The organism is uncultured Campylobacter sp., from assembly GCF_938018145.1.
Taxonomy (GTDB): domain Bacteria; phylum Campylobacterota; class Campylobacteria; order Campylobacterales; family Campylobacteraceae; genus Campylobacter_A.
The window spans coordinates 1-3,641 of record NZ_CALIII010000211.1; the positions used below are offsets into that span (position 1 = coordinate 1).

At 50.3% G+C, this 3,641-nt stretch carries 3 protein-coding genes and 1 pseudogene; 1 reads left to right on the plus strand and 3 read right to left on the minus strand.

Going from position 1 to position 3,641, the window contains the following annotated elements; all coding sequences use genetic code 11:
• The 3 genes from Q0338_RS04745 to Q0338_RS04755 form a co-directional block, all read right to left on the minus strand.
• Positions 1-804, minus strand: an 804-nt coding sequence (locus Q0338_RS04745) for a phosphatidate cytidylyltransferase (protein ID WP_298085754.1), incomplete at its 3' end; no start/stop codon positions are given.
• On the minus strand, positions 801-1,145 hold the full coding sequence (locus Q0338_RS04750) for a hypothetical protein (protein WP_298085755.1): 345 nt from the start codon (positions 1,143-1,145) through the stop codon (positions 801-803). The genes Q0338_RS04745 and Q0338_RS04750, both read right to left, overlap by 4 nt.
• Positions 1,126-1,764 (minus strand): lysophospholipid acyltransferase family protein, encoded by a 639-nt coding sequence (locus Q0338_RS04755; protein ID WP_298085756.1) that lies wholly within the window; start codon positions 1,762-1,764, stop codon positions 1,126-1,128. The genes Q0338_RS04750 and Q0338_RS04755 overlap by 20 nt, the downstream gene beginning before the upstream one ends.
• Before the next feature lie 570 nt (positions 1,765-2,334).
• Here Q0338_RS04755 and hcp point away from each other — a divergent pair.
• Positions 2,335-3,641 (plus strand): annotated as a pseudogene (hcp, locus tag Q0338_RS04760) (hydroxylamine reductase); the annotation flags it as partial.

Genomic DNA, 3,641 nt, shown 5'->3' on the forward strand with positions numbered 1-3,641 from the left:
CTTGATCGCAGACATAACAAGCCCTCCTAAAAAACCCATCATACAAACGGCAAGCCCGATGAAAAACGCCCCTACCGCGCCAAAAGGCGTGAGATGATGGAGACACGCAGCCAGCGCGCTAGCGCTAAGAACCCCGCCTGCAAAGCCGACCACCGTCTTAGACGGACTGATGCTAGGAGCGATCTTGCGTTTACCGAAAAGTTTGCCCCAGATGTACTGCAGCACGTCGCTAGCCTGCACGACCAGGATCAAAAACAGCATCAGCTCCATGCCGCTGCCCCTCTCAAGGTCTAGTAAAAGAAGCGCGGGGATGTGCGAGATACAAAACACGCAGATCATCAGCGCCCACTGGATCTTCGTCGAGCGCTCTAAAAAATATGCCGCATCGCCGCAAATAGCCGCCAAAATCGGCAAAAATAAAAATCCGTAAACCGGGATAAATATCATCGCCATCGCGTACCAATCGGCATATATAAATATATACTGCATGGGCAAAATCACGTAAAAGCACGCCACGAGCGCGATGTGATCGCCTCTGCGGATGTAGATGAGCGACAAAAACTCGCGCAATGCGGCAAACGAAACTAGCAAAAATAAAAATATCACGGCGTTTTTGCCAAGATAAGTAAACGCAAAAATCACCAAAATCATCGCCCACCAGGCGTTTATGCGCGAGGTCAAATTTGAGACGGTTTTGTTCTCGGCGCCAAATTTGGCCTTTAAGATAAAAGCCACGACGCTAGAGACGACTAGCACCGCGATGAGTCCTAAAAATAGATTTAAGATATGATTTTGCGGGTTCATTTTAGTGCCTTTTGGTTAAATTTGAAGCTAAATTTGACGCCTGCGCAGGAGCTCTCCGAGCGAGTCAAATTTGCGAGCGTTTGGTTTGCCGTGCAGACGGTTTGATTGGTTAAATTTTTTACGCGGTTTAAATTTGCGTTTGGGTCAAATTTGATTTGCGGCGTGGCGAGCGTTTTAGCCTGTGTTTCGCGCTCAAATTTGACGCTTTTAGCCGCCGCTCTAAAAGGCTCACCGTCAAATTTGCCGTAAAAATCGGTCGCAAATCTCTTGCGTGGCGGATTTACGGGACTTAAATTTACCGCCCTCGTCAAAGCTGCCGTGCTAGGCTTTAGTTCTATCATTTTGCGTATCGCTCATCGCTAGCAGCGCGTCTTGCGCCTTTTGTAAAAACTCGCCCTTGCCCTCGCCGCCGTAGGTTATCTCCTCGCCCACTATCAGCTCGCAAAGCAGTGGAATAGGCACGAAAAAGCCCTTAGGCAGGACGTTTCGCGCGTTTTTGATCCATACGGGCACGAACGAGACGGTGGGACACTGCTGCGCCAGGCGGAAAATCCCGCTTTTAAACGGCTGTAGCGCTAGATCGTCGTCCGTCTTGCGCGTGCCTTCGGGAAAGATGATGAGAGAGTGCGTTTTTAGCGCCTCGCTCATTTGCGCTAGCGCCTCTAGCGGATCTTTATGACGGCTGATTAGCACCATGTTAAACACGTTTTTAGCAAGAAACCTACGCACCGGCCCGCTCTCCCAGTACTCCGCCGCCGCGACGGGGCGCACGCGCTTTCTCGCGCGGTAAGGCAGCGATACGAAAATCAGCAAGAAATCGCCGTGGCTAGCGTGGTTAGCGTAGTAAATTTTAGTACCCTCGCCGATATTTAAAAGCTCCTGCGGCGGCCGCACGCCCGTGATAAATATCGTAATACGGCAAAGGATAAAATCAAGCGCGGCTGCTAAAAACTCTTTCATCTTTCGTCCTTTTTGTTAAATTTTCCTTGTTTGCGCGTCAAATTTGACGAGTAGCGGAAATTTGCCGTAACACTTGCCGGCAAACGAAGTAGGTTTTAAAACTAGAAATTTTAACTCGCAAATGCTCATGATACTCCAAATGATTAGACTTAGCGCAAGATAGGCCGATCTTGGCCACAACTCTATCTTACCGCCCGCAAAACCGCTTTGCCGGTTTTAGTAAAATATAATGAAATTCTTTTATATATTTGCCGTTATTATACCTAAATTCGCATTTTTTTAGCGCGGCAAGAGACTGGCTCTCTTTGCCCTCTACGGCCGCTTAAATCTTTAGCTAGATTGTTTTGTGCAGCAATGAGCCTTAACTCCATAATGCGCTAATCCGCCGCGCTTTAGTTAAGAATTCTAAAAACTCGGTCAAATTTGAGTCTCGACCGCGCTGTCACAAGAAATTAAATTCTCATTTTATAAATAATTTTGATAAATTTTCGCCGTTTCTTGACGGCGGCCAAGTCGTTATTATAAATAAAATCTTAAAATCTGCAACTAATTTTTTATAAAGGATTTTCTATGAGTTACAATCTAGAGATGTTCTGTCATCAGTGTCAAATGAGCGCGCCGGAGGGCTGCGGCGCCAAAGGACAAGACCGCGGCACCTGCGGCAAAACCTCCACGCTGGCGTTACTTCAAGACACTATGGTTTTCGGACTTAAAGGCCTTAGCGCCTACCGCCACCACGCGCACGAGCTCGGCGCCGATACTAGCGCGGTCGATACCGTTATGGCGGACACGCTGTATTTCACGCTGACGAACTCAAATTTTAACTTTGACGAGCATATCTCGCAGCTGATGGCCGTCGGAAGCGCGGGCGTGCAGATGATGGATATTTTAAGCGAGGCGCATACCGCAAAATTCGGCGTACCGACCCCGGTTAAAGTTAGCCAAAACAAAGTCTAGGGCAAGGCGATTTTGGTTAGCGGGCACAACCTGCACGCGCTTTAGGCGCTGCTAAAGGCGACCGAGGGCAAGGGCATCAATATCTACACCCACTCCGAGATGCTTCCTGCGCACGGCTATCCGCAGCTTCGCAAGTATCCGCACCTAAAGGGCAACGTCGGCAAGGCGTGGTTCGATCAGACCAAGCTTTTTAACGAATTTAAAGGCGCGATTTTGATGACCACCAACTGCATCGTGCCGCTTCGCTCGTCCTGTAGCTACGCGGACAGGCTGTTTGGCTACTCTATCGCGGGCACCGACGGCGTCAAACATATCCAAAACGACGATTTTACGCCGCTCATCGAGTGCGCGCTTACGTGCGGCGACGTGAGTATGGATAGCGACGAGAGCTTGGTGACGGGCGGGCACTACAAGACGATTTTAAGCCTCGCGCCGCAAATTTTAGACGCGATCAAATCTGGCAAAATCCGCCGCTTTTTCGTCATCGCAGGCTGCGACGCGCCGGGCAAGGGACGCGAGTATTACCGCGAGCTAGCGCTTAGCCTGCCGAAGGACTGCGTGATTTTGACCTCCAGCTGCGGCAAATTCCGCTTCAACGACGTGGATTTCGGAACCGTGCCTGGCACCGAGCTTCCGCGCTACATCGATCTAGGCCAGTGCAACGACAGCAACGGCGCGGTCAAGATCGCCTTGGCGCTTAGCGAGGCTACGGGCATCGCGGTAAACGATCTGCCGGTCTCGATCGTGCTGATGTGGATGGAGCAAAAAGCGGCCATCATCCTGCTTGCGCTGTTTAGCCTGGGCGTTAAGAATATCAACGTGGGCTCTACGGTGCCTGAGTTTTTCAACGACGAAATTTTGGGCTTTTTGGTTCAAAATTTCGGCCTTCGCCTAATCAGCGGCGACGCGCAGGCGGATCT